Below are 22,234 nucleotides of genomic sequence, written 5' to 3'. Positions count from 1 at the left end.
GGAAGCGTCCAGCTCCAGCTCCTGAGTGCCGGTCGCCACCAGCACCAGCGGGAGGTCACGCTTGTCGGCCAGCTCCACGAGCACGGCCAGCTGGTGGCGCAGCGCTGGTGCGGCACGGTCGAGATCGTCGACGGCGACCACGACCGGTTGCCGCCGCGCCAGGCTCAACAGCACCTCCCGCCAGTACGCCACCATCCCGGTCTGCGCGACCGTCACCCCGAGCAGATCCTCCACTGTGTTCAGGGCGGGTGTCAGCAGTTCGGCCGGCACCAGATCCGTCAGGGCGGCGGCGAGCCGGCGGCGTACCGTCTCGGGGTCGTCGCCGGTGCCCGCCTGGGCCAGACCGCGGACCAGGTCCGCGACGGGATCCAGCGGTCCCTCCGGGTAGGGCGGGCAGGTCGTCGAGCACCAACGCACCGGGACGCCGCCCAGCGTGCGGGTGCTCCGCACCAGTTCGCGCAGGAGGCGGCTGCGCCCGCTGCCGGGCGGACCGAGCAGCAGCACCCGGCGGTCACCGCGCCCGCGCACCGCCTCGGCGAGCTGCTCCCGGGCGACGGCCAACTCCCGTCGCCGCCCGAACAGCGGGATGTCGTGCCGTGGCGGTCGGGGACGCTCGGTGCCGATGGCGTGCCAGACGTCTACCGGCAGGGCCTTGCCGGTAACGGTCACCGCCGGGACCGGGCGCTGTGCGATCAGCCCGACGACGGCCCGATGCGTGGCCGGGCAGAGCGCCACCCCGCCGGGTGGGGCGTGCTCCTGCAACCGGGCGGCGAGAGTGATGACCGCGCCGCTGGCCACGCCGTGCCCGCCGTCGTGGTCGACGGCCAGGTCGACCACAGCCTCACCGGTGGCGACGCCGACCCGGACCCGCAGGCCCGGAGCCGAGGCCAACGGTCGGCCGTCCAGCGCCCGCTGGATCTCCAGCCCGGCCCGCACCGCCCGGTACGCGTCCCACCCGTCGGCACGGCGCGCGCCGAACAGAGCCATCACGGCGTCGCCGACGTACTTCTCCACCGCGCCGTTCCACCGCCGCAGCACCCGGGCGACGGTGCCGAAGTAGGCCCGTTGCAGGGCGCGGACGTCCTCCGGGTCGAGCCGGTCGACCAACCGGGTCGAACCGACGATGTCCACGAAGAGGACCGTGATGGTCCGCCGCTCCTCCGTCACGGGCCAAGGCACCCGCTCGACGGCTAGCTGACCAGCGACAACAGAACTGGGCATGGAGATCGCACCTGCCTCTCCCCCCGTACGCGCCGACGATGCCCGGAGCCTGTCACCGCTGGTCTGACGGCGGATCGGCAGAACGACGTATGTCGGCCGAACGCAACCTTTGGTCGCAATGTCGACGCGATGCGGAGGACTGACGCGAGGCACCTGTAGAACGGGGACGGAACCTGTGACTAGGCTGCGAGCCATGGCCAGCGACGTGGACACCACACCGCTCGTGGGTCGGGACGACCTGATGGCGACGGTACGATCCGCGCTGCTCGACGACGTCACGCCGGGAAACACGGCGGCGGTGTTCCTGACCGGTGAGAGTGGCGTGGGCAAGACGCGCCTGCTGCACGAAGTCGGCGGCCAGTTGAGCCACGGTGGCGCCCTGGTGCTCACCGGGTCCTGTCTGGACATCGGCGACGCCTCGCCGCTGCATCCGCTGCGCCAGGCGCTGCGCCGGCTCGACGCCGACCTCGCCCCGCCGACCGCAGCGTCCGTCCGCGCGCTGCTCGGGGTGTTCGCCGAGGATCGGGCCGGCCCGGACGGCGCGGGCGCGTTGTTGGAGCGGGTGTCCCGCGGGCTGAATGTGATCGCCGGTGGCCGCCCGCTGGTGCTGGTGCTCGACGACCTCCAGTGGGTCGACCGGACGACCCGCCAACTCCTGCTCTACCTGCTCGCCGGCCTCGGCGACCTGCAACTGTCGGTGCTGGCGGCGGTGCGGTCGGAGTCGTTGCAGGGGGCGCATCCGCTGCGTCGGGTGCTCACCGAGCTGCGCCGACTGCGGTCGGTGCGGGTACTCGATCTGGCTCCGCTCGATCGAAGCGGCACCGAGGAACTGGCCACCGCCGTGATGCGCCGGCCACTGGCGCCGGAGGCGGCCGAGCAACTGTGGCAGCGAAGCGGCGGCAACCCTTTCGTCGTCGAGGAACTCTCCCGGGAACTGCGCGACGGTCGCGACGGGCTCTCCGACACTCTCCGCGAGGTCTTCCTGGCCCGGGTGGACGCGCTGCCCCGACCGGCCCACCGGGCCGTGCACGCCGTCGCCGCCGGAGTCGAACCTGTGGAGCACTGGCTGCTCGCCCGGGTGGTCGGGCTGCCGGAGCACGAGCTGCTCGACGCGGTCCGGGCAGCGGTGTCCCACCGGCTGCTGGTCGGCTCGGCCGACGGCTACCGGCTCCGCCACCGGCTCGTCGCCGAGGTGTTGGAGGACGAGCTGCTCCCCGCCGAGCGGGCGCTGCTGCACCGCAGCTACGCCGAGGCACTGACCTCGGCCCCGGCCGAGTTGCACCAGGCCCGGCTGGCCCATCACTGGCGGCTGGCCGGTGAGCCGGAGCGGGCGCTGCCGGCGGCGGTGGCCGCCGCCGAGGAGGCGGAGCGGCTGTACGGCTACGCCGAGGCGCATCGACACTGGTCGGTGGCGGTGCAGTCGGCCGAGGGACTGCCCGGCGTCGACCGGGCCACGCTGCTCGGGCGGGCGGCCGAGGCGGCCCACCACTGTGGTGAGTACGCCCGCGCGCTGGCCCTGCTGGAGGAACTGGCCGGTGCCGACACCGACCTTCCGGCCTGCGAGCTGCACATCCGACGGGCCCGTTACCTGGCCGCCGCCGGCCGTTCCGCGTTGGCCGAGGCGGAGTACGAGCAGGCGCTCGCCGTCGCCGACTGCACACCGGGGCAGCGGGCCACCGCCGCCGCCCGACTGGCGGAGCTGCTGCTGCAACTCGGCCGGTACGCCGAGGCGGGCGAGCGGGCGCGGGAGGCGCTCGCCCTGGCCGAGCAGGTGGACGGGGCGACCACCGAGGTGGTGCTGGCCAGCGCCGCGCTGGGCTTCTCCGAGGCGTACCGCCAGGATCCGGACGCGGGCCTGGCGGTGCTGCGGCGGGCACTTGCCACCGCCGAGCGGGCCGGTCGTCCGGAGGACGTCGCGTTGGCCTATCTGCACCTGGCCGAGCTGCTGACCGGGCCGCTGAACATCCTCGAGGAAGGCGTGGTGGTCGCCCGCCGGGGTGCCGAGCGGGTCGCCGAGCTGGGATTGGGCCGGTCCTACGAAACCCGGTTGCTGGCCATCGCCACCAATGGACTGTTCCGGGTGGGACAGTGGGCCGAAGCGGAGAAGGTGGTCGCCTCGGCCCTGCGGCACCGTCCCTCCGGCGCTGACGCCGTCGAGCTGCTGCTGGCCCGCTGCCGGTTGTCGGTCGGCTACGGCGACGTCGAGGCGGCCGACCGGGACCTGGACGCGGTGGCGACCATCCTGGCCGGCGGGGGCGCCCGGCACGTCATCCCGCTGCTCACCCTGCGGGCTGGGCTGGCCATGTGGCAGGGGCGGCACGATGTGGCCCGGCACGCGGTGCAGCGGGGTCTGACCGAGACCCGCTCCGACGACCTGGTCATCCTCGCGGTGCTGGTCTGGCACGGGCTGCGCGCCGAGGCGGAGGCACACGCCAGCCGCACCGTCGCCGTGGACGACAACGCGGTGCGCCGACTCCGTGGCATCGCCGACCGGGTGGCGGCACGCAGTGAGCGGGCGGCCCGGCCGGTGCGCTATGTGATCGACGGTTACCTGGCGTTGTGCGCCGCTGAGGTGAGCCGGCTCGACGGGGCCGATCCGGAGCTGTGGGCGCGGGCGGCGGCCGAGTGGGACCACCGCAACCACCCGTACCCGGCGGCGTACTCGCGCCTACGTCAGGCCGAGGCGTTGCTGGCCGGCCGCCGCAAGGCCGCCACCGCCGGGAAGCTGCTGCGCCAGGCGTACCAGATGGCGCAGGCGCTGGGCGCGGTGCCGTTGACCGACGAGATCCGTACGCTGGCCGGGCGGGCCCGGGTCGCGCTGGAGGAGCGCGGCGCGGTCGAGTCCGGGACGTCCGGCGGGTCGATCGGTGAGGAGCTGGCCGCCCTGACCGCCCGGGAGCATGAGGTGCTGGCCGCGGTGGCCGAAGGGCTGACCAACAAGGAGATCGGCCAGCGGCTGTTCATCAGCGAGCGGACCATCGGCGTCCACGTGTCACACATCTTCGACAAGCTCCAGGTACGTACCCGTGTTCAGGCGAGCGCCATCTTCCTGCGTAGTCGGGCGTAGGTGTCGGATACGTCGTTCTACTGATGTCCGCGCAGCGGACGCCTGAAAGGCTGGGGCCCGGCGTCGCAACGGGCACGACGACGCCGGCGAGCAGCCTGGAGGGGACATGAGCGAGCGCGGTGGGTGTGGTGAGCCGGCGTGGGGGCCGGTGCACCGGGACATCGTCGACCTGCTGGCCGATCATCCGACCGACGTGCCCGCCGTCGTCGACCATCTGACCAAGCTGCAGGACATGCTGGTCCGGCTGCCTCCGCTGCTGGACAGCTGCCCGCTGGCGGACTTCAACAAGCTGTACCTCACCATCACGTCCAGCGTGCTGGACGGGCTGTACGCCGACCGGTTCGTCGACCCGGTCTTCCTGTCCCGGCTGGACGTCGAGTTCGCGGCTCGCTACTTCGACGCGTTACGGATGTGGAGCGACGCCAGCCCGAGCACGCCCCGGGCCTGGGCGTGCCTGTTCGAGCGGATGCGCGGGCCGGACGCCCGACCGTTGCCCTCGGCGGCGGCCGGCGTCAACGCGCACATCAACTTCGACCTGCCGTTCGCACTTGTCACCACCTTCGACCACCTGGAGTCCGAGCCGGTCGACGGCAGCGACCAGCACCGTGACTATCTGGAGATCAACAAGATCTTCGCCGACAAGATCCCCGGCCTGCGCCGGGGCTACCTCGAACAGTGGCAACTGCTCATCGACATGCTCAACGGCGAGATCGACGACTGGTATCAGGGCGAGCTGATCCATTACACGCGCGACGTCGCCTGGCGCAACGCGCAGCGGATCTGGCGGTGCCGGCACGACCCGCACCAGCACGAGCGCGAGCGCAGGCGGCTCGACGACACGGCCGCCGCGCTCGGTCGGTTGCTGCTGTCGCCCCTCGGGGCGTTCCTGCAGTAACCGGGACGGGGGGTCCCCGCGCTCCGTCCACCTGAGGGGCGCGGGGGCATCCGACCCGAGACCGGGCGGCAACGCCCGGAGGTGGCCACCGGGGGGAGCACGGGGGAGTCGGGGGCACGGGGGGACCACGGGGGAAACAGGGGCCGGCCGGCCCGGGGGGTGTCGGCCGGCCCCTGCCGGGTACGCCGCGACCATGACCGCTGTGTCCCGGCACCGTCCGGCCGCCCGGCCGCGACCGCGCCCTGCCGCCCCACCCCGCCCAGCGCGGCCGGGAGACCGCGCCGCCCGCGGAGCCCGGGGATGACCGTTCAGGTCTTCCAGTTCCGCTTCGACCCGCGGTTCCGTCGGCTGCTGGCGCTGATCGGCGTCCGGCCCGGCACCGCCTGGGTGCGGGTCGACTCCGCCCAACTGCTGGTCCGGTTCGGCCCCTGGCGGCTACGTACCGGTCGGGAGAACATCGCGGGTGTGGAGAGCGGCGGCCCGTACCGCTGGTGGCGGGTGATCGGTCCGCACCTGTCCGGCGCCGACACCGGCGTCACCTTCGGCACCACCACCGCCGCCGGGCTCTGTGTCCGGTTCATCCGACCGGTGCCCGCCCTGCTGCCCGGCCGGTGGCCCCGCCATCCCGGGATGACCGTCACCGTGACCGACCCCGCCGACCTGGCCCGGGCGCTCACCGCACCGGACGGCGGCTGACCGGTAGCGGACCGAACCACCACCAACGGTCTGTTCGACAACGGTGAGGCGGGGACATGGGGGACGGGACGAGAGCGCGACGGGGCCGGGAACGCCGCCGCCCGGCGACCGGCGCACCAGAACCGGGGTTGCGTGCCGCGCGGGACCCGACGCGCAAGGGGGAACGGGCGGGGCGCAGGGTCACCGTGCCCGAGCGGGTGGCCGTCCCGGCCGGTCCGGTGGCACCGGAGAATCGGCTGCGTCGGTGGTTGTTCGTCCACCGGGTACAGCCGGTCGGACCGGAGACCGCCGAGGGACATACCCGGTCGCACGCCTGGTGGCGGGTGATGTGCCTGACCGGCGTCGACTACTTTTCCACCCTGTCCTACCTGCCCGGCATCGCCGCGCTGGCGGCCGGCGCGTTGTCGCCGGTGGCGACCCTGCTGATCGTGGCACTGACCCTGTTCGGGATGCTGCCGATGTACCGCCGGGTGGCCGGGGACAGCCCGCACGGCCAGGGGTCGGTGGCGATGCTGGAACGACTGCTGCCGTTCTGGCGCGGCAAGATATTCGTACTGGTGCTGCTCGGTTTCGTCGCCACCTCGTGGATCGTCACGATCACGCTCTCCTCGGCCGACGCCACCGTGCACGTGCTGCAGAACCCGTACCTGCCGGAGTGGTTCGGCGGCACCGGCGTCGCCGTCGGGGTGACCGTGGGACTGCTGCTGATCCTCGGCGGGGTGTTCCTGCTCGGTTTTCGGGAAGCCGTGGCGGTGGCCGTCCCGCTGGTGGCCGCCTTCCTCGGGCTGAACGCGGTGATCGTGGGGGTGTCGCTTGTCGAGCTGGCCGATGATCCCCGTCCGCTGACGGACTGGACGGCGGCGCTCACCACGGGCGGCGGTCCGGGCCAGGTGGCGCTGACCGCGGCGCTGGCGTTCCCGTTGCTGGTGCTGGGCCTGTCCGGGTTCGAGACCGGGGTCAGCATGATGCCGCTGGTGGCGGGAAAGGGGCCCGACGCACCGGCCCGCTTGGCCGCCCGGATCCGCAACACCCGGCGGCTACTCACCGCCGCCGCGTTGATCATGTCTGTCTACCTGCTCTCGACCACCTTCGTCACCGCGGTGCTCATCCCGCCCGAGGCGTTCGCGCCGGGCGGGGCCGCCAACGGGCGGGCGCTTGCCTATCTCGCCCACGAGCAGGTGGGTGAGGCGTTCGGTACGGCCTACGACGTGAGCAGCGTGCTGATCCTCTGGTTCGCCGGTGCCTCGGCGATGGCCGGGCTGATCAACATCGTGCCGCGCTACCTGCCTTCCTATGGCATGGCCCCGGAGTGGGCGCGCGCGGTGCGCCCGGTGGTGATCGTCTACACGCTGGTCTGCATCGTGCTGACCATCGTGTTCCGCGCCGACGTCGACGCGCAGGCGGGGGCGTACGCCACCGGGATCCTGGCGATGATGGTGTCGGCAGCCGTCGCGGTGGCCATCGCCGCCGCCGGTCGTCGGCAACGCGGCGTCGCCGCCGGCTTCACGGTGCTCACCCTGGTGCTGCTGTACGCGCTGGTCGAGAACGTGATCGAGAAGCCGGACGGCATCACCATCTCCGGACTGTTCATCCTCGGCATCATCGCCGTGTCGCTGGTGTCCCGGGTGACCCGCACCACCGAACTGAGGGCGGAGCGGGTCGAGTTCGACGATGCGGCACGGCGGTTCATCGCCGACTCGGTGGCCCATGACGGGCGGCTGCACGTGATCGCCCACAAGCGGGGCAGCGGGGCGATCAAGGAGTACACCATCAAGGAGCGCGCGCAGCGGGGCCTGAACCCGGTTCCGGGAGCGACCGACGTGCTGTTCCTTGAGATCGACGTGGTGGACCCCTCGGGGTTCCGTCACGTGCTCCGGGTGTGCGGCGTCGAGGTGGGGGGCTACCGGGTGCTGCGGGCCAGCAGCCCGGCGGCGCCGAACGCCATCGCGGCGATCCTGCTGGCGCTGCGGGACGCCACCGGCGTACGCCCGCACGCCCACTTCGAGTGGTCGGAGGGGAACCCGATCGCCCACCTGTTGCGCTATCTCATCCTCGGGCGGGGGGACACCCCACCTGTGGTACGGGAGATTCTGCGCAAGTCCGAGCCGGATCCCGCCCGCCGCCCCGGCATCCACGTCGGGGGGTGAGCGGGGGCGCTACCGATGCCCTCGCTGCGCACTCTGGGTAGATGTGAAGCCGAATGGCTTACTCATTCACTTATGCCTGATTTGTGTCATGTGTCGCCGTACGGTGGCCTCTGGTGGCTGAGGCGAAGTCAGCCGCCCCGCGCCCGATTCGGTGCGGCCGTGTTTCCGCATGCACGAGAGGCAGGAGCGCTGATGTCCACGTACCAAGGGAGCCGCGGGTCCACCCGACCCGGTCGGCGGTCCCGGTGGTTGCTGGCCGGTGGCCTGGTGGCGGGCAGCCTGGTGGTCGGGGCGGCGGGCCTGACCGCCGTCACCGCCTCGGCCGCCGGCCGTGACCCGGCGGCACCGAACCCGGGCCAGCCCGCCGCGATGTTCCAGGATGACGTACCCGGAGTCGACGAGACACCGCACCGCCGGGGGCAGGACCGGCAACGGCCGGAGTGGCGACACGACTCCGGCGCGACCCCGGACGGCCAGGGGAGCGCGACCGGCCGGTCGCGCGGTCACCACGGGCGTGCACCTGACGACACGGTGGTGCCGGTGCCCTGCGACTCCGCCCGGCTCATCGCGGCGCTGGTCCGGGCGAACGCCGAGGGCGGCGCCAGGCTGCGGCTGGCGGAGAAGTGCACCTACACGTTGACCCACGCGTTCCAGCAGCCCGACGAGTACGACGGCGGCATCCGCGACGCGCGGGAGGCCGCCGATGCCGCTGAGAACCCCGGCGACGCCGAGGCGCCACCGCGCAACCCCGCCGACGACAAGGCCGGCCTGCCGGTGATCTACCACGGGATCACCATTGAAGGCTCCGGCGCGACCATCGCCCGGGGGGTCAACACCCCCGACTTCCGCTTCTTCACCGTCCGCGACGGTGGCGAACTGACCCTCCGGGACGTCACCCTGCGCAACGGCCGCTCGGCGGCGGAAGGCGGCAGCATCCACATCGTGCACGGTGCCACGGCGGTCGTCGAAGGGGTCACCGTCGTCGGCAGCACCTCGCTGTCGGCGGAGGGCGGTGGCGGCGCCATCTTCAACGACGGCAACCTCCGGATCAGCGACAGCAAACTGATCGGCAACCGGGCAGCCGGCACCCAGGGCAAGGGCGGGGGCCTGCTCAACGGCGGCGTCATGACCATGCACGGCACCGAGTTCCGGCAGAACAGCGCGGTCAGCTACGGCGGTGGCCTGGCCAACTTCCGGGCTGCGGGCGACGTGTACTCCTCCACCTTCGTGCAGAACAACGCCGGTCAGGGTGGCGGTGTGGCCAGCTTCTCCGCCCGTACCAAGGTCTTCGACACGCTGGTGGCGCAGAACAGCGCCGAGATCGGTGGCGGCCTGGCCAACTCCGACGCGGTGCTGGTGCTGCGGCAATTGACGGTCCGCGACAACGTCGCCACCGTCAAGGGCGGCGGCATCTCCACCTTCCAGGGCCTGCTGCCCGTGGACGACAGCGTGATCAGCGACAACACCACGCGCGGCAACGGCGGCGGCATCCACGCCGAGAGGTCGAACCTGCTCGTGCGGGGCAGCGACGTCAAGGGCAACGCCGCGGTCGGCAAGCGGTCGCAGGGGGCGGGGCTGTTCGTGACGGCGGGCTCGACCTCGCTCTACCGCAGCCACGTGATCGGCAACCAGTCCACCGTCAAGGCGGGCGGGATCCAGGCCGAACGGGCCCAGGTCAAGATCGATGACGACAGCGTCGTCATCGAGAACAACCCGACCAACTGTGCGGGTAGCAAGGTGCCGGTGGCGCACTGCTTCCGCTGAGCCGGCACGGTCGGCAGCCGCATCCCGCCGACGAACAAGGCCCGTGTCCGAAGCCGGCACGGGCCCTGTTCGTGTTCCCCGGGCTCACTGAGAGGGCTGGGGCAGTTCGCAGTCGACCTTCGGGTTGGCTCCGACGTAGTTCAACGGCCCGGCGGCGATGGTCACCAGGATCGTGCCGACCTCGGCGCAGTTGGCTTCCTCGTCACTGTAGTAGCCGCGCTGACCGGCGGCGATGGCGCCGATGACGAGCCAGATCACCACGAGGACTCCGAATATCGACGTGCCACGCATGGCTTCCTCCACAGGTTCGGGGGTGGGTTGCAAGGTGTGGGCCTTGTACCCAGACGCGCCGAGCGGCTAACGGAGGCCGCCGTGAGCTACGGCGGCATGGGTGCCTCAGGCGGGCTGGTGCGAGTGCGTCGGAGGTCGGCCAGCGCCACTCCGGTGAGCACCAGCATGGCGGCGAGTGACGCGGTCAGCGGGGGCAGGAACAGCACCGCCGGTGCCACGGTCACCAGGGCCAGCACGCCGCCCGGCCGCGACGGCGAGATCCGGTTGAACACCTCGCGCTCGAAGAAGGCACGGCCGGTCAGGAACAGGGCCGGACCGCCCAGGATGACCGCTGCCCAGGCGGGCGGGGTACGCGCGGGCAGGGCGTGCAGCACCAGCTCGAAGCCGGCCGCCGTGGTGACCACCCCGGCGACCATCAGCAGATGGCTGTACGGTGCGGTTTTGACGAAACGGTTCGGTACCGTCGAGATCTTCATGGCGAGCGGCAGCAACTCCCCGGATTTGTGCACGTAGATCCGCCACAGCAGCAGGGTCGTGGCGAAGGCCAACACGAAACCGACGCTGTTCTCCGCCTGCGCGTGTACGGTGCTGTAGGCCACGCCGGTGACCAGGATCGCGTCACCCAGGGCGATGGTGTAGAACTGCTGGTACCGCTCGGCGAGGTGCTCGGCGGTCACCCGCAGTTGGGCCGCGGGCACGGTGCCGATCCCGGGCACCGGATAGGCCAGCCGGAGCCCGAGATAGTCGATGCCGAGGGCGAGCAGCCACAGCGCCATCCGGGCGTCCTCGGAGACGAACGCGCCGAGGATCCACGGCACCGCCGAAAGGGCGAACCAGCAGAAGACCCGCGCTGCCCGTCGCTGGATCATCGGGTCGCCGCGCACGGTCGGCATGAGGATCAGACCGCGTCCGAGATGGATGGCGACGTACGCGCCGGCGAAGAGCAGCCCCCGGTCGCCGAAGGCCTTGGGGATCGCGGTGGCCATCAACAGCACACCGAGCATCACCGTGACGATCAGTACCTTGATCTCGGTGCGTTCGGGGTCGTACAGGTCGGTGACGAGCGAGGTGAGCACCCAGGTCCACCACACGGCGGCCAGCAGGATCAGTGACTGTCCGGCCTGGTACCAGGTGATCTCGTGGGCCAGGTCGCGCGAGATGAGCGCCAACGCGACGACGTAGACCAGATCGAAGAACAGCTCCAGGAGGGTGACCCGGCGGGGCGTGGACGGGCCGCGGGTGGGGGGCCGCCGTCGCTGTCCGGGCTCTTCCTGGGCGAACGGCACGGACGACTCCCGGCAGCCGGCGACACTTCGACGGGCCGGCCTCTCCACGATGGGAGGCAGCGTGATGGCCGTGCCGGCGTACCGACCGTAACCACGCCCCGGCCCGATCGTGCCCTCACCGGGGTCGGTCACCGGAACGGCGTACACCGGAGCCGCCGGTCGCGGAGCCCGCGGGGGCGTCTCCGCGACCGGCGGCCCGGGGTCGTCAGGACTCGCTGTCGGCCTGGGCGGCCAGCACCTTCGCCTGCTGAGGCCAGGTGGCCAGGCTGGCGGTGGCGCGGAGCCCGGCGCTCTTGACGGTCTCCCGCAGCGCTGCCTCGTCAAGATCGGCCAACTGCCGGTAGGTCCGGATACCCGCGCCGTGCAGCGCTGCCGCCATCTTCGGGCCGACCCCCTGGATGCGCCGGAAGTCGTCGGCCTGGGCGGCTACCGGCTCCGCGGAGACCGGCTCGGCTGCCGCAGCGGGCTCGGTCACCACCGGATGGGCGGCGACCGCCGGCTCGGTCGCGATCGGGTCGACGGCGACGGCCGGCTCGGTGGCGACCGGGTCGGCTGCGCTGGCTGCCGTTGCGGGTTCGGTGGTGTCCTTGGGCCGGACCGGCGGGGTGGCGACCGTCGATCGCGGTTCCGCGCTCGTGCCCGCCGTGGTGTCCGTCGTCGGTCCCGCATGGAGCGACGACGGGTCGACGTCGCCAGCGGGCGGTTCGCCGACCCGCGTCGCCCCGGTGGGCGTACCGGTCAGCGGCTCCTCGGCGGTGCTGCCGGTCGATCCCGCGGCGGCGGTCGGGGCCGGCTCGGCCTCGGTCGGCTCGGCCTGCGTCGCAGTAGTGGTGCCGGTGCCCGCCGGAGCGCCGGAAGCGGGCTCGGTCGTTGGTTCGGTCGCGGTGGTGGACTGCGCGGTCCCGGCGGCGACCGGGGCCGATTCGCTCGCCTCGGTGGTCGCGTCGCTCGCCGTGCCGGCCGTCGGCGCGGGCGGTTCCGACCGCCGACCACGCAGCAGTACCCAGCCCACCGCCAGCCCCGCCAGCAGCGCCACGAGCAGTATCAGCCAGCTCCCGAAGGACTCGCCCACGGTAACCCTCCCTGAGGTTCACGTCCGGATCGTCGCGAGAAAAACTCGCCGCAGCTTCGCATACGCGCGGCCGGGACGACAGGCAGGCCAGGTAACAGTCCGTACCGGACGGGCGGAGGCTACGGCAGGTGTCCGGTACGGGACGGACGGTATGGCGCCGCCGTGCGGATGTGGACACATCGCGACCCCGACACCAACTCGGGTGCCGGGGTCGCGATGCGGATCAGTCCTGCTCACCTCGGTAGGTGTAGAAGTCGTCGATGAACTTGCGCCGCAACCGGGGAACCCGGCTGGTGACCCGGAAGTAACCCCGGGCACCGAGCAGCGCGAGCCGCCCGAACACCGGCTGGTACATGCGATCGTCACCGTTGGTGCCGCTGCGCCCCAGCGAGTCGGCGACCCGGGCGAAGCCGTACGGAACCATCGCCGCTTCGTAGTCGGCCACCGCCTGCACCAGGTTCTTCTCACCGGCGGCGGCGAGGATCAGCTGCCGCCGCAGCAGGTTCGCGTCGCGCAGTGCGGTGTTGGCCCCCACGCCGCGCCCCGGCGTCATGGTGTGGATCGCGTCACCGAGCAGGGTGACGGTGCTGCTCTTCCAGGGCGGCACCGGCTCCGAGGTGGACACCCGGATCGGCAGGGCGCTCTCCGGGTCCGCCAGGCTGAGCAGTTCCCGCAGGTGAGGGTGCCAGTTGGCGGTCAGCTCCAGGGCCACCTCGATCAGCTCCGTGCCCCGGCGACGCATCACGTCGGACGGGAACCGGCGGGCCGTGCTCCATACCACCAGGTTGATGTTGTCGCGGGTGGGATCGTGTCGCAGCCCCGGCCAGTCGGTGAGCAGTTTCGCGTCCGCCGAGCTGGTCTCCGGTTTCAGCCGGCCGTCGCGGTCCCACTTGAACTCCATCACGTGCAGTACGCCCATCACCCCGCCGGTGCCGAAGATCAGTGAGATGCCCCGCTGCACGCTCTCCGGCAGCAGGGACCGGGTGTGCGCCGTGAGTGGCACCCGGGTGGCGATGTTGACCGTGCCGGCGTCCCGGATGACGGCGTGCGGCAGGTACTGGCGGCGGACCGCGGAGTGCGTGCCGTCCGCCGCCACGAGGAGGTCACCGGTGGCGGTGCCCCCGTCAGCGAAGTGGGCGGTGACCGTGCCGTCGTCGTGCTGCTCGTACCGGGTGAAGGTGCGGTCGAAGTGCACCACGTCCTCCAGCCCGGTCAGCAGCACCTGGCGCAGCGTCATCCGGGCCACGGACCGTTCCGTGTCGACCGGGTGGGTGTCCGGTCGCAGCGGAAAGGACGCGGTGTGGCGCATCTTCTCGCTGAGCACGTTGAAATAGCGGGGTGAGCGGGCACAGGTGGCCAGGTAGATCTCGAACAGCTCGGGCGGTAGGCAGTCACGCAGGGCCCGACTGCCGGTGGGGCCGATGCCCACCCGGTAGCCGAGCAGTCCTTCGCCCCTGGCCCGGTGTCGTTCGTAGACCGCGACGCCGATTCCGGCTCGGCGCAGCCCCTGGGCCAGGCAGAGGCCGCCGGTGCCGGCGCCGATGACCAGGACGTGCGGTGCTCGGGTCGTCATGTTCTCGCCCGGTCAGCCGGCCACACGCGGTGCCGGCACGTCCGCGGCATCCCAGCGGTAGAAACAGTTGGCGATCGCATCGCGCGGCGAGCGCCAGGTGGGCAGGTACGGCGAGGTGTGCGCGGACAGGCGCTCGTTCACCTGCTGGAACAACGGATGGTTGCGGGCTGCCGCGAGGGCGTCCGCGCCGACGTCGTCGGTCTCCATGAGATGTACGCACAGATCGTGCAGGCAGTACAGGGACCGGTGGCGAACCCCGGTCAGGCTGGGCAGTTCGGTCTCGTCGGACTCGGCGAAGATCTGCGCCACGCGACCCTCCGCGCCCGGGATGATTCTGTTGACGATCACTAGACGGCTCATCGGACCCCTCTCACCGGTGGTTCGGCCCGGACGGACACCGGGTGCCGGGCCGCTGTGGCTCCACCCTGTCGCCCGCACAGTCACCTGCCCGTCAATGTCCGGGATCGGTGCGGTGACGCATCGTCAACGGGCCTGGAGCGGCGTTGCGGGTGACCACGTGCCGGCGGGGTCCGCTGGCCGGCCGGCTGGCGCGCCGGATGGGGTCGAGGGTCTCCGCGAGCAGCGCGCTCATCGCCGGCGACGGCTCCAGGCGCAGTTCCCGCAGCAGCAGATCCCGGTAGACGTAATAGGCGTGTACCGCCTCGAAGGCGTTTCCCTCGGCGAGGTGGATGCGCACGACCAGCCGGTGTGGCGTCTCGCGCAACGGCTCGGCGGCCATCGCCTCCAGCGCCGCCTCCAACGCCTCGCCGTGCCGCCCGGCGGCCAGGTGCTGGCCGGCGACCTGTTCCAGCATGTGCAGTCGGAGCTGGCGCAACCGTTCCCGGTCGGCCAGCACCCAGTCCTCGTACCAACCGGGCAGCAGGTCGTGCCGGCCGGCGGCGAGGGCCTTCGGGGCGTCGCCCGGCGCGTGGCCGTCACGGACCCGACCGGCGGTGTCGATGAGCAGGTCGACGTCGACCCGGACCAGCGGGTCGAGGCGGACGGTGTCGGCGGCGGTGCTCAGCGGGCAGTACGGATCCTGACGCAGTCGCCACAGCGCGGTCCGCAGTGACGACAGCGCCCGTTCCTCGGTGGCCTCCGGCCAGAGCAGACCGGCGAGGTGGGTACGGGTGGCCCCGGGGCGCAGCCCGATCAGCGCAATGATCCGTTGCAGGCCGCGGGGCACCACCACCGGGGTGTCGCCGTGGGTCAGGCGGAAGCCGCCGAGCAGATGCAGCCGGATGTCGGCGTCGTGGGGCTGGCCGGTGGTGGGCGTGGGCGAAACGGCGGCCACGGCGGCACCCCCTGCGAAACGCGTCGGTTGCGGGTTCAGGCCGGGCCCGGCGTGGCCGCCGGGACGCCACTGTCGACTCGTCGGGCCGTCGCACGCGGGGTGCGGTGCCGGGTCCGACCGTCGCGAAGATTATCAATCGCAATTACTCTGAGTCAACGATGTTGTCGGCAATGCAACTCTTCAGCTTCTGTGAAACCGCCTCTGAACTGGTCAATCATGCTGATCATGGCAACCGTGACCGCTCAGCTGAACCACAGCTTGCGTCAACACAGCGTCACCAGCTCCGTTCTTTCCGGGGGTGTCTGTGACGCCCGGGTGACGCGGTGCCGCGCATCGTGGCGGCAGCCGTCCGGGCGCACCCGGTGGCGTCCGACCGGCCCCATGGGGGGAGGACCAGCATGGACCGAACGCTGATCGTCGCGAAGGTGGTCCCGACCGCCGAATCGGCGGTCGCCGAGATCTTCGCCGAGTCCGACACGACCGAACTGCCCCGCCTGGTGGGGGTCCGGCATCGCTCGCTGTACCGCCTGCACGACCTGTACGTGCATCTCATCGAGACCGAGTCGGCCGGCGACGGCGCCGTCGAGGCCGTTCGGGAGCACCCGGAGTTCGTCCGGGTCAGCAGCCGGCTGAGTTCCTACATCTCTCCGTACCGGCCGGACTGGCGCGCGCCCCGGGACGCCATGGCCCGCTGCTTCTACCGTTTCGACGGGCACCGGCCGTGACCGCCACCGCGCCCTCCGGCGAGTCCCTGTGGTCCCGGTGCGACGGCTGCGCCGCCCTGCTCTACCGCAAGCGGCTGCGCCGCAATCTCGACGTCTGCCCGGAGTGCGGCCTGCACGCCCGACTCGCCGCACCCGAGCGGGTGAGCCAGCTGGCCGACCCCGGATCGTTCCGGCCACTGCCGGACCGTGCGGTCGAGGTGGACCCGATCGGCTTCGTCGACGTCCTGCCGTATCCGCACCGGCTCGCCGCCGCCCGCGCCGACACCGGCCTGGCGGAGGCGGTGCTCTGCGGCACCGCCACGATCGGCGGGTCGCGCTGTGCGCTCGCGGTGATGGACTTCCGGTTTCTCGGCGGCAGTCTCGGTTGTGCCGTCGGCGAGCTGATCACCCGTACCGCCGAGCAGGCGTTGGAGCTCGACATCGCACTGGTCCTGGTCACCGCCTCCGGCGGCGCCCGGATGCAGGAGGGCGCGCTGTCGCTGATGCAGATGGCCACGGTCAGCCAGGCGATGGCCGCGTTGCGCGAGGTCGGGCTGCTCACCGTCAGCGTGCTGACCGACCCCACCTACGGCGGGGTGGCGGCCTCCTTCGCCACCAGCGCCGACCTGGTACTCGCCGAGAGTGGCACCCGGATGGGCTTCGCCGGTCCCCGGGTGATCCGCCAGGTGACCGGACGCACCCTCCCGGAGGGGTTCCAGACCGCCGAGTTCCTGCTGCGGCACGGCCAGATCGACATGGTGGTACCCCGGCACGCGCTGCGCGCCCGACTGGCGACCCTGCTCGCCGCCACCCGTCGGCGGGCCACGAACCGCCCCGGCGCCACCGCCCCGCCGCCCGAGGCGGCCCGCCCGATGCCCGCGTCCCGGGCGCCGGCCCGCGACGCCTGGGAGACGGTACGCCTGGCTCGGCACCCCGGCCGCCCCACCACCCTGGACTACCTGGAGACCACCTTCGACGGCTTCACCGAGCTGCACGGCGACCGGCTCGGCGGCGACTGCCCGGCGGTGGTCGGTGGGGTGGCGCGGCTCGACGGCCGGCACCTGATGGTGATCGGCCACCAGAAGGGACACACCACTGCCGAATTGGCCGCCCGCAACTTCGGCATGGCCACCCCGGCGGGCCACCGCAAGGCGTTGCGGCTGATGCGACTGGCGGCCCGACTCGGGCTGCCCGTGGTGACCCTGGTCGACACCCCGGGCGCCGACCCGGGCGTCGAGGCGGAGGAACACGGCCAGGCGGCGGCCATCGCGGAGAACATCCTGACCCTGAGCGTGCTGCCCACACCGGTGGTGACAGTGGTGACCGGGGAGGGTGGCAGCGGTGGTGCCCTCGCCCTGGCGGTGGCCGACCGGGTGTTGATGCTCCAGCACGCGGTCTACTCGGTGATCAGTCCGGAAGGCTGCGCCGCGATCCTCTGGCCGGGTCGTACCGCCGCCCCGCAGGCGGCCCGGGCGCTGCGGTTGACCGCGCCGGATCTGTGCCGGCTCGGGGTCGTCGACGAGGTCGTACCCGAGCCGGACGGTTCGGCCGCCGACGACCCCGAGGCGACGGCCCGAGCCGTCCGCCAGGCGCTGCTGGCGAACCTGCTGCCGCTGCTGGACGTGCCGACGGTGACCCTCGTGCAACGACGCCGACGGCGCTTCCGCCGCTTCGGCGCCGCCCGTGCCGGTGTCCGCGCGGGTGCCCGATGAGCGCCGTGCCCACGGCAGCCGGTGCACCGGCCGACGCCGCGGTCTCCCCACCCCCGTCCGCCGCGCCACCGCCCGGCGCGGACGCGGCGGAGGCCGGGCGGACCGGCACCCCCCGCGCCCGCACCGCACCGCCGACCCCGACCGGCGACCGGACCGGGCACCTGACCGGCGGCGTCGCCGACCCGGAACCCGCCCGGCCCTCGACGGCCGACGCGGCCCTGGCCGACCTGCGCCGACACGCCCAGCAGTTCCTCGCCGAACTGACCGACCCGGTGCGCCGGCTGCGGCTGCGCCTCGGCGACGCCGAGCTGGAGGTGGAGTGGGACCGGCCGGTCGGTCCGGGCGTACCGTCCGGCCCCACGGGTTCCGGCGTCGCCGCCTCCGCTCCCCGCCCGCCGGCCGAACCGCCCGCGGCCCCGCCGGCGGCGAGCCCCGCCAACCGCACCAGCGTCCGCTCGCCGATGGTCGGCACCTTCTACCGGTCGCCGCAGCCGGGTGCGGCACCCTTCGTGGCCGTCGGCGACCAGGTCCGACCCGGGCAGGTCGTCGGCATCGTCGAGGCGATGAAGCTGATGAACGAGATCGTCGCGGACCGGCCCGGCCGGGTCGTCGAGATCCTCGCCGTCGACGGACAGCCGGTGGAGTACGACCAGCCACTGGTCGCCCTGGACCCGGCGTGAGGGGTGGTGCGCTGATGTTCTCCAAGGTGCTGATCGCCAACCGGGGCGAGATCGCGTTGCGCATCCTGCGCGCGTGCCGGGAGCTGGGTATCCGTACCGCGGTGGTCTACTCCACGGCGGACGCCGACTCGGCGGCCGTGCGGTTGGCCGACGAGGCCGTCCGGATCGGCCCCTCGGTCAGCCGGCGCAGCTACCTCAACGCGGCGGCGGTGGTGGAGGCCGCCCGTAAGGTCGGTGCCCAGGCGGTGCACCCGGGCTACGGCTTCCTCTCGGAGGACGCCGACTTCGCGGAGATCTGCGCGGACAACGGGCTGACCTTCGTCGGCCCGCCGCCACATGTGATGTCCGTGCTGGCCGACAAGTCCTCCGCCCGGGCGCTGATGAGCCGGGCCGGGCTACCGCTGGCACCGGGTGCCGTGCAGCCGGTACCGACGGCCGCCGAGGCCGCGGCCCTCGCCGCCGAGGTGGGCTATCCGGTCATCATCAAGGCCGCCGCCGGGGGAGGGGGCCGCGGGATGGCCGTGGTCCGTGCCCCGGCGGACCTGCCCCGGGCGTACGCGCGCACCCGGGCCGCCGCCCAGGCCGCCTTCGGCGACGACCGGGTGTACGTCGAGCGCTACCTGACCGACGCTCGGCATGTCGAGGTCCAACTGCTCTGCGACTCGCACGGCAACGGCGTGCACCTGGGTACCCGGGACTGCTCGGTGCAGCGTCGCCATCAGAAGCTGGTCGAGGAGGCGCCCGCCCCGGCGTTGTCCCCGGCGACGCTGGAGACCATCGCCAGCACCGCCCTGCGCGGTGCCCTCGACGTCGGGTTCACCGGCGCCGGAACTGTGGAGTTCCTGGTCGACGCCGAGGAACGGTTCCACTTTCTGGAGATCAACTGTCGGATCCAGGTGGAACATCCGGTCACCGAGATGATCACCGGGATCGACCTGGTGCACGAGCAGCTCCACGTCGCCGCCGGCACCCCGCTGCGCTGGCGTCAGGACGACATCAGGTTCACCGGAGTCAGCGTCGAGTGCCGGGTCAACGTGGAGGATCCGGAGCGGGACTTCGCCCCGACGCCCGGCCGGCTGGACCGGTTCGTGCCGCCCGGCGGCCCGTTCACCCGGGTCGACACCCACGGCCATGCCGGCTACCTGGTGGGTCCGCACTACGACTCGCTGCTGGCGAAGGTCGCGGTCTGGGCCCCGGACCGCGACCTGGCGTTGAGCCGGCTGGACCGCGCGCTCGGCGAGTTCGACATCTCCGGACCGGGGATGCGGACCACCATCCCGTTCGTCCGGCGGGTGCTCGACGACGCCGAGTTCCGCAAGGGGCGTCACTCCACCGGGCTGGTGGACCGCCTGATCGCCGCACCGAAACCCGCACACCCGAGGAGGAAACGATGACCGTCACCGACGGCGCTTCGCTGACCGCGGAGATAACCGACATCCTGGTGACCAACTGCGGCCTCGACCCGGATGCCGCCGCCCGCGCGCCGGCCGCCTCCCTGGAGGAGCTGGGCATGGACTCGCTCGCCCTGCTCGAACTCTCGGCCGTGGTCGCCGACCGGTGGCAGGTGAGCATCCCGGAGCAGGCCGCCCAGTTGACCATTCCGGCCGTGGCCGACCTGGTCGCCCGGCGGGCCGACCCGCCCGGGCACACCGAGAACAGCGTCGTCATCGCCGCCCCGCTGGAGCTGGTCTGGTCGGTGACGAACGACGTGGCGGGCTGGCCGGACCTGTTCACCGAGTACGCGCGGGCGGAGATCCTCGACCGGAACGGCGACACCGTCCGGTTCCGGCTCACCATGCATCCCGACGAGAACGGGGTGGCCTGGAGCTGGGTCAGCGAACGCACCGCGGACCCGGCCACCCGACAGGTGCACGCCCGCCGGGTGGAGACCGGCCCGTTCGAGTACATGCGGATCCGCTGGACCTACACCGAGGAACCCGACGGTGTCCGGATGACCTGGATGCAGGACTTCGCCATGAAACCGACCGCACCTGTGGACAACGCCGGGATGACCGAACGGATCAACACCAACAGCGCGGTGCAGCTGGCCGTGATCAAGGAGCGCGTCGAGCGGCTCGCCCGGAACCGGACGACCACCCTGACGAGTACGGCGTCGGCGACCGGAGCGACCGGTACGAGCGCGACAGGAGCAGACGATGAGTGACCTCGCCCTGGTGGCCGCCCGGGACGTGCCCGCCGACCGCCGTCGCGGTGGCGAGCTGCGCGTCCTGCTCGGTCCGCGTACCGTCGGCAGCACCTCGGGTTTCATGGGCGTGGCCACCATGGCGCCGGGGGAGCGGATCGCCGAGCACTACCACCCCTACAGCGAGGAGTTCCTCTACGTCGCCCGGGGCGCCATCACCGTCGACCTGGACGACGAGCCGGTGCCGTTGGCGGCCGGCGAGGCGTTGTTCGTGGCCCGCAACGTCCGACACCGGCTGCGCAACACCGGTCATCTCCCCGCCGAGGTGGTCTTCCACCTCGGACCGCTGGCTCCGCGCCCGGAACTCGGCCACGTCGACACCGAGCTCGTCGAACAGCGGGACCGGTCGTGACCAGCCGCCGCACGGTGGTGACCGGCGTCGGGGTGGTGGCCCCCGGTGGGGTGACCCGGGACCGGTTCTGGAAGAGCATCACCGAGGGCCGTACGGCGACCCGGCGGATCAGCTTCTTCGACCCGTCACCGTTCCGGTCGCAGATCGCCGCCGAGTGCGACTTCGACCCGGACGCCGCCGGACTGACCCCGGCCCAGCGGCAGCGCGCCGACCGGTACGTGCAGTTCGCGCTGGCCTGTGCCGCCGAGGCGGTCGCCGACAGCGGGCTGGACCTCACCGACGCCGAACGCGACCGGGCCGGGGTGGTGCTCGGCACCGCGGTCGGCGGCACCATGGCGCTGGAGCAGGAGTACGTGACGGTGAGCGACAGCGGCCGGCGCTGGTTGGTCGACGCGGCACTCGGCGGCCCGTACCTCTACCCGGCGCTGATGCCCAGCAGCCTGGCCGCCGACGTGGCCTGCCGCCACGGCCTGCACGGTCCGGCCCAGGTGATCTCCACCGGCTGTACCTCCGGCATCGACGCCATCGGGTACGCCCACCAACTCGTCGTCGACGGCGAGGCCGACATCGTGCTCGCCGGGGCAGCCGACTCGCCCATCTCACCGGTCACCGTCGCCTCGTTCGACGCCATCAAGGCGACCAGCCCGGACAACGACGACCCGGCGCACGCCTCCCGCCCCTTCGACGCCGATCGGCACGGATTCGTGCTGGCCGAGGGGGCGGCGGTGCTGGTGCTGGAGGAGGCCGGACACGCCGCGCGGCGCGGCGCGCACGTCTACTGCGAGGTGGCCGGCTACGCCAGTCGCAGCAACGGATACCACATGACCGGGCTGCGCCCCGACGGCCTGGAGATGGGGCTGGCCATCACCGACGCGCTGCGGCAGGCGCGCCTGGCGCCCGAGGACGTCTCCTACATCAGCGCCCACGGCTCGGGTACCCGGCAGAACGACAGGCACGAGACGGCTGCGTTCAAACGGTCGCTCGGATCGGCGGCCTACCGGGTACCGATCAGTTCGATCAAGTCGATGGTCGGGCACTCACTTGGTGCCATCGGCGCCATCGAGATGGCCGCGTGCGCGTTGGCCATCGAGTTCGGGGTGGTGCCGCCGACCGCCAACTGGGCCACCCGGGATCCGGAATGCGACCTGGACTACGTGCCCAACGAGGCCCGGGAGGTGCCGGTGGACGTCGCGCTCTCGGTGGGCAGCGGCTTCGGCGGCTTCCAGTCGGCCATGCTGTTCCGCCGGTTGGCCCGGGACGTGACACCGTGAGCACGC

Annotated in this window: 18 protein-coding genes and 1 pseudogene; 12 read left to right on the top strand and 7 right to left on the bottom strand. The window is 72.4% G+C overall.

Annotated elements, in window-relative coordinates:
- Window positions 1–48: 48 nt before the first annotated feature.
- A pseudogene (locus tag Vse01_RS29220) lies at window positions 49–1,221 on the bottom strand (adenylate/guanylate cyclase domain-containing protein); the annotation flags it as partial.
- A 193-nt stretch (window positions 1,222–1,414) separates the two neighbouring features.
- Between Vse01_RS29220 and Vse01_RS03105 the strand changes: the two are divergent.
- The 5 genes from Vse01_RS03105 to Vse01_RS03085 all read left to right on the top strand — a co-directional run bounded on the left by Vse01_RS03105 (window position 1,415) and on the right by Vse01_RS03085 (window position 9,790).
- Window positions 1,415–4,288 (top strand): helix-turn-helix transcriptional regulator, encoded by a 2,874-nt coding sequence (locus tag Vse01_RS03105; RefSeq protein ID WP_093402647.1) that lies wholly within the window; start codon window positions 1,415–1,417, stop codon window positions 4,286–4,288.
- A 106-nt stretch (window positions 4,289–4,394) separates the two neighbouring features.
- On the top strand, window positions 4,395–5,183 hold the full coding sequence (locus Vse01_RS03100; RefSeq protein WP_093402648.1) for a DUF5995 family protein: 789 nt from the start codon (window positions 4,395–4,397) through the stop codon (window positions 5,181–5,183).
- Window positions 5,184–5,483: 300 nt separating this feature from the next.
- On the top strand, window positions 5,484–5,879 hold the full coding sequence (locus Vse01_RS03095) for a hypothetical protein (protein ID WP_093402649.1): 396 nt from the start codon (window positions 5,484–5,486) through the stop codon (window positions 5,877–5,879).
- Between the two features lie 56 nt (window positions 5,880–5,935).
- Window positions 5,936–8,026 carry an APC family permease gene (locus Vse01_RS03090; RefSeq protein ID WP_093402650.1) on the top strand — a complete coding sequence of 697 codons (2,091 nt, stop codon included), beginning with the start codon at window positions 5,936–5,938 and terminating at the stop codon, window positions 8,024–8,026.
- 192 nt (window positions 8,027–8,218) lie between these two features.
- The gene (locus Vse01_RS03085; RefSeq protein ID WP_093402651.1) at window positions 8,219–9,790 is read left to right on the top strand and encodes a right-handed parallel beta-helix repeat-containing protein; all 1,572 of its coding nucleotides are present in this window, start codon (window positions 8,219–8,221) and stop codon (window positions 9,788–9,790) included.
- An 84-nt stretch (window positions 9,791–9,874) separates the two neighbouring features.
- Here Vse01_RS03085 and Vse01_RS03080 read toward each other — a convergent pair whose 3' ends face one another.
- From Vse01_RS03080 to Vse01_RS03055, 6 genes are all read right to left on the bottom strand, one after another.
- Complete coding sequence (locus Vse01_RS03080) at window positions 9,875–10,081, bottom strand: hypothetical protein (protein WP_093402652.1); 207 nt, start codon at window positions 10,079–10,081, stop codon at window positions 9,875–9,877.
- An 86-nt stretch (window positions 10,082–10,167) separates the two neighbouring features.
- Entirely contained in the window at window positions 10,168–11,499 is a 1,332-nt protein-coding gene (locus tag Vse01_RS03075) for a low temperature requirement protein A (protein ID WP_232511132.1), read from the bottom strand.
- A 73-nt stretch (window positions 11,500–11,572) separates the two neighbouring features.
- A complete protein-coding gene (locus Vse01_RS03070; RefSeq protein WP_093402653.1) occupies window positions 11,573–12,439 on the bottom strand; it encodes a helix-hairpin-helix domain-containing protein in 867 nt (288 codons plus the stop codon).
- A gap of 223 nt (window positions 12,440–12,662) precedes the next feature.
- Window positions 12,663–14,012 (bottom strand): FAD-dependent oxidoreductase, encoded by a 1,350-nt coding sequence (locus Vse01_RS03065; RefSeq protein WP_093402654.1) that lies wholly within the window; start codon window positions 14,010–14,012, stop codon window positions 12,663–12,665.
- Between the two features lie 12 nt (window positions 14,013–14,024).
- Window positions 14,025–14,372 (bottom strand): TcmI family type II polyketide cyclase, encoded by a 348-nt coding sequence (locus Vse01_RS03060; protein ID WP_093402655.1) that lies wholly within the window; start codon window positions 14,370–14,372, stop codon window positions 14,025–14,027.
- 91 nt (window positions 14,373–14,463) lie between these two features.
- Window positions 14,464–15,306: an AfsR/SARP family transcriptional regulator gene (locus tag Vse01_RS03055; RefSeq protein ID WP_093402656.1), complete on the bottom strand. Its 843-nt coding sequence runs from the start codon at window positions 15,304–15,306 to the stop codon at window positions 14,464–14,466.
- A gap of 398 nt (window positions 15,307–15,704) precedes the next feature.
- Here Vse01_RS03055 and Vse01_RS03050 point away from each other — a divergent pair, with 398 nt between their 5' ends.
- From Vse01_RS03050 to Vse01_RS03020, 7 genes are read left to right on the top strand one after another with little or no spacing between them, the layout of a single operon-like run.
- Entirely contained in the window at window positions 15,705–16,031 is a 327-nt protein-coding gene (locus Vse01_RS03050; RefSeq protein ID WP_093402657.1) for a TcmI family type II polyketide cyclase, read from the top strand.
- Window positions 16,028–17,722 (top strand): acetyl-CoA carboxylase carboxyltransferase subunit alpha, encoded by a 1,695-nt coding sequence (locus Vse01_RS03045; protein ID WP_093402658.1) that lies wholly within the window; start codon window positions 16,028–16,030, stop codon window positions 17,720–17,722. The genes Vse01_RS03050 and Vse01_RS03045 overlap by 4 nt, the downstream gene beginning before the upstream one ends.
- Entirely contained in the window at window positions 17,719–18,402 is a 684-nt protein-coding gene (gene accB / locus Vse01_RS03040; RefSeq protein ID WP_198413144.1) for an acetyl-CoA carboxylase biotin carboxyl carrier protein, read from the top strand. Before Vse01_RS03045 ends, accB begins: the two co-directional genes overlap by 4 nt.
- Window positions 18,403–18,416: 14 nt before the next feature.
- A complete protein-coding gene (locus tag Vse01_RS03035) occupies window positions 18,417–19,796 on the top strand; it encodes an acetyl-CoA carboxylase biotin carboxylase subunit (protein WP_093402659.1) in 1,380 nt (459 codons plus the stop codon).
- The gene (locus tag Vse01_RS03030) at window positions 19,793–20,566 is read left to right on the top strand and encodes an SRPBCC family protein (protein ID WP_093402660.1); all 774 of its coding nucleotides are present in this window, start codon (window positions 19,793–19,795) and stop codon (window positions 20,564–20,566) included. Before Vse01_RS03035 ends, Vse01_RS03030 begins: the two co-directional genes overlap by 4 nt.
- A complete protein-coding gene (locus Vse01_RS03025; RefSeq protein WP_093402661.1) occupies window positions 20,559–20,957 on the top strand; it encodes a cupin domain-containing protein in 399 nt (132 codons plus the stop codon). The genes Vse01_RS03030 and Vse01_RS03025 overlap by 8 nt, the downstream gene beginning before the upstream one ends.
- A complete protein-coding gene (locus Vse01_RS03020; RefSeq protein WP_093402662.1) occupies window positions 20,954–22,228 on the top strand; it encodes a beta-ketoacyl-[acyl-carrier-protein] synthase family protein in 1,275 nt (424 codons plus the stop codon). The genes Vse01_RS03025 and Vse01_RS03020 overlap by 4 nt, the downstream gene beginning before the upstream one ends.
- Window positions 22,229–22,234 lie beyond the last annotated feature (6 nt).

Origin of the sequence: Micromonospora sediminimaris (genome assembly GCF_016863575.1) — a bacterium.
Taxonomy (GTDB): domain Bacteria; phylum Actinomycetota; class Actinomycetes; order Mycobacteriales; family Micromonosporaceae; genus Micromonospora; species Micromonospora sediminimaris.
This window is presented reverse-complemented; position numbering and strand designations above follow the sequence as displayed.

Excerpts from the sequence above, each read along its gene's own strand:
- Vse01_RS03105 (WP_093402647.1), top strand. The coding sequence starts at position 1,415 with ATGGCCAGCGACGTGGACACCACACCGCTCGTGGGTCGGGACGACCTG.
- Vse01_RS03100 (WP_093402648.1), top strand. The coding sequence starts at position 4,395 with ATGAGCGAGCGCGGTGGGTGTGGTGAGCCGGCGTGGGGGCCGGTGCAC.
- Vse01_RS03095 (WP_093402649.1), top strand. The coding sequence starts at position 5,484 with ATGACCGTTCAGGTCTTCCAGTTCCGCTTCGACCCGCGGTTCCGTCGG.
- Vse01_RS03090 (WP_093402650.1), top strand. The coding sequence starts at position 5,936 with ATGGGGGACGGGACGAGAGCGCGACGGGGCCGGGAACGCCGCCGCCCG.
- Vse01_RS03085 (WP_093402651.1), top strand. The coding sequence starts at position 8,219 with ATGTCCACGTACCAAGGGAGCCGCGGGTCCACCCGACCCGGTCGGCGG.
- Vse01_RS03080 (WP_093402652.1), bottom strand. The coding sequence starts at position 10,081 with ATGCGTGGCACGTCGATATTCGGAGTCCTCGTGGTGATCTGGCTCGTC.
- Vse01_RS03065 (WP_093402654.1), bottom strand. The coding sequence starts at position 14,012 with ATGACGACCCGAGCACCGCACGTCCTGGTCATCGGCGCCGGCACCGGC.
- Vse01_RS03060 (WP_093402655.1), bottom strand. The coding sequence starts at position 14,372 with ATGAGCCGTCTAGTGATCGTCAACAGAATCATCCCGGGCGCGGAGGGT.
- Vse01_RS03050 (WP_093402657.1), top strand. The coding sequence starts at position 15,705 with ATGGACCGAACGCTGATCGTCGCGAAGGTGGTCCCGACCGCCGAATCG.
- accB (WP_198413144.1), top strand. The coding sequence starts at position 17,719 with ATGAGCGCCGTGCCCACGGCAGCCGGTGCACCGGCCGACGCCGCGGTC.
- Vse01_RS03035 (WP_093402659.1), top strand. The coding sequence starts at position 18,417 with ATGTTCTCCAAGGTGCTGATCGCCAACCGGGGCGAGATCGCGTTGCGC.
- Vse01_RS03030 (WP_093402660.1), top strand. The coding sequence starts at position 19,793 with ATGACCGTCACCGACGGCGCTTCGCTGACCGCGGAGATAACCGACATC.
- Vse01_RS03025 (WP_093402661.1), top strand. The coding sequence starts at position 20,559 with ATGAGTGACCTCGCCCTGGTGGCCGCCCGGGACGTGCCCGCCGACCGC.